1 protein-coding gene and 3 pseudogenes are annotated in these 2,379 nt (G+C 55.9%); 1 reads left to right on the top strand and 3 read right to left on the bottom strand.

The features are described 5' to 3' along the window. Window positions 1-119: 119 nt before the first annotated feature. Window positions 120-359: pseudogene (locus tag BVER_RS28610) on the top strand (IS110 family transposase); the annotation flags it as partial. Window positions 360-479: 120 nt separating this feature from the next. Here the strand turns inward: BVER_RS28610 and BVER_RS28605 are convergent. The 3 genes and pseudogenes from BVER_RS28605 to BVER_RS33105 all read right to left on the bottom strand — a co-directional run. Beyond that, a pseudogene (locus tag BVER_RS28605) lies at window positions 480-1,430 on the bottom strand (IS5 family transposase). Window positions 1,431-1,648: 218 nt separating this feature from the next. Beyond that, on the bottom strand, window positions 1,649-2,047 hold the full coding sequence (locus BVER_RS28600; RefSeq protein WP_157056281.1) for a transposase: 399 nt from the start codon (window positions 2,045-2,047) through the stop codon (window positions 1,649-1,651). A 207-nt stretch (window positions 2,048-2,254) separates the two neighbouring features. Then, window positions 2,255-2,379: pseudogene (locus BVER_RS33105) on the bottom strand (IS5/IS1182 family transposase); the annotation flags it as partial.

The raw sequence follows: 2,379 nt of genomic DNA, 5'->3' as shown, positions 1-2,379 counted from the left end.
TCGGCGAAGTTCCAAACTCCCAGGAAACCATTCAGATCAATATTGCTTCTGGGAGTTCTGGGAAACACGATCTTCCGGCGGCCCCTTGCCACCCTTGACTTCGACTAATTCTGAAGGGCCGACTAATCAAGATGGGGCACAAGGTCAAACTGATACCAGCGGAATTCGCCAAGACTTTCAACATTCGCAACAAGAGCGATGTCGCTAACGCGCGCGCGATTTGGCTCGCCGTTCAGCAACAGGGCAAGCCAGTCGCAGTGAAGACCGAGACGCAACAGGCGATGTTGGCGCTGCACCGGATGCGTCAGCAACTCATCAAATTTCGCACGATGCAGGTCAACAACCTGCGTGGATTGTTAAGGACCCTCTGCAGAAACGCTTCTGACGCCTGCGGCACGAGTGGATGTAGGCTCGCTGCAAACAGTGTGCGCTGAGGCCCGACTTTCCTCACCGCGCACGGCCATTGAGGCCGAGGTCCGTCACCAAATCGATACCATCCAGGGGTCCTGACTCGCGGCGAGTGTACGAAGCCCAAGTTCATCGTGCGCGGCTTCTCTACGATTTGCCAGCGCTCGACGCATCATCCATAGATTGCCAAGGCAAATAATGTGGTGATTTGAGCGGTATTCTTCGCCAGCCCTCGGTATCGGGTCTTCAGATAGCCAAATTGTCGCTTGAGGATTCGAAAAGGATGCTCGACCTTCGCCCGGATACCAGCCTTCAGTCGTTCTGATCTTGTTGTATATCGCATCGACAGGGTCGTTCAGATTCAGTTTCCTTCGCTTGCTGGGCCGCATCGCAACGTGCCATCGAGTCGTGCCCGCTTGCTCACGCTTTTCGATGCCCTGGTATCCGACGTCGGCATAAACACTCGTCTCCTCCCCGTGCAACAACGCATGTGCCACATTGATGTCGTGCACGTTAGCTGCCGTGCCGATGACCGTATGAACCAAGCCGGACTTTGCGTCCACGCCCACGTGCGCTTTCATGCCGAAATACCAGTTGCGGCCTTTCTGGGTCGACTGCATCTCGGGATCGCGCGGGCTCGAGCCATTCTTGGTCGAACTGGGCACCGCAATCAACGTGGCGTCAACACGCCGAACCCGTCTTAAGCATCAATCCCTTGTCGCTCAATATCTCGTTGACCACCGACGGGGCATTGCATCATCGAGGCCCGCGAACTCACGATACAGCGGGACATCGTGTAGGGCTTCTTCCATCGCCGGATCCGTCAGACCGAACCACTGCTGCATGAAGTGAATCTGAAACATCGTCGCACCCGGAAATGGCGGACGGCCAGTCTTTCCCTTCAGATAATGCGGCTCGATCAACGCAATCAGCCTCGACCAAGGCACGACGCGTCTCATCTCGTCGAGAAACTCGCGCTTGCGCTTGGTTGACAGGTTCAAGCCGAGATGAAGTTGCGTCATCGTGATGTTCCGAGCTCGTCTTTTTCCGTGATAGTACTATTTAGCGTTGATATACGAAGGCGTTTTGCAGAGGTTCCTTAACCCTGGATGAATCCTGGAGCAGGCACTACATGAGCGCCGACCAGCCGACTTCACAAAAGGCATCGATCTGTCGGCTTGATTCGCACACCAAACTCAACGCCATAGCGAGAAGACTGAACGAGCGCCCAAGAAAGACGCTAGATTAACCGAACATGCAGCGCGAGCGTCATCGATGGGATCGGACTAGACGCCATCGATGGCGGAATTGTGGCCGGGACGACGGGCACAAACGCCGGTAAGGCATTTGCCTTCGCGCAATCCTTGACTGGCGGCGCAGAAATGTCGATCGACACGCCGTCGACGACCATTGGTTCCGGCTCCCCGGAACCGTGCAGGATCTGCGGCTGATACCGTGCGATCTTTCGGCGCAACTGGTTCGGGTTGACGTCGTGATCCATTGCGGCACGAGCGATCGACACGCCCGGCCTCAGGTACAGAGCGACCAGTTCCCGAACAGCATCCTCATTGGATTCACGGCGTCCGTCCCGCTTCTGGCCAACGACCAGTCGGCTGCGAAGGTCTTGATTCTCGTTCATGTGGTCTGAGTGCATGTGTCCACGCGGACACTTAGGTTCAGATCTTCAGCCACTCTATTGGAAGGACGTTGTTCCTCGACCGCTTACGTCCAAGTATTTGTCCGTCCCCCGCGGTGCCTTGCGAAGCGTGACAAGACAAAAAACGAGCTTTACCGCGTACTGCATGCCGATTGACGCGGGCTGACGGCGACACGTGTCGCACGTGTACTAGGTCCTGTTTACATTTAAGAGCGGCCCGAAGGCAGACACGATGGAGACAAAGGTGAGGTAGCTGTGGGCGAGTTTGTCATATCGAGTGGCGACGCGACGAAAATGCTTGATACGCTTAAAGA

Origin of the sequence: Candidatus Burkholderia verschuerenii (genome assembly GCF_001189365.1) — a bacterium.
GTDB classification, from domain to species: domain Bacteria; phylum Pseudomonadota; class Gammaproteobacteria; order Burkholderiales; family Burkholderiaceae; genus Caballeronia; species Caballeronia verschuerenii.
Note: the sequence above shows the minus strand (reverse complement) of the source record. Positions and strands in the feature narration are given on the sequence as shown.

Excerpts from the sequence above, each read along its gene's own strand:
- BVER_RS28600 (WP_157056281.1), bottom strand. The coding sequence starts at position 2,047 with ATGAACGAGAATCAAGACCTTCGCAGCCGACTGGTCGTTGGCCAGAAG.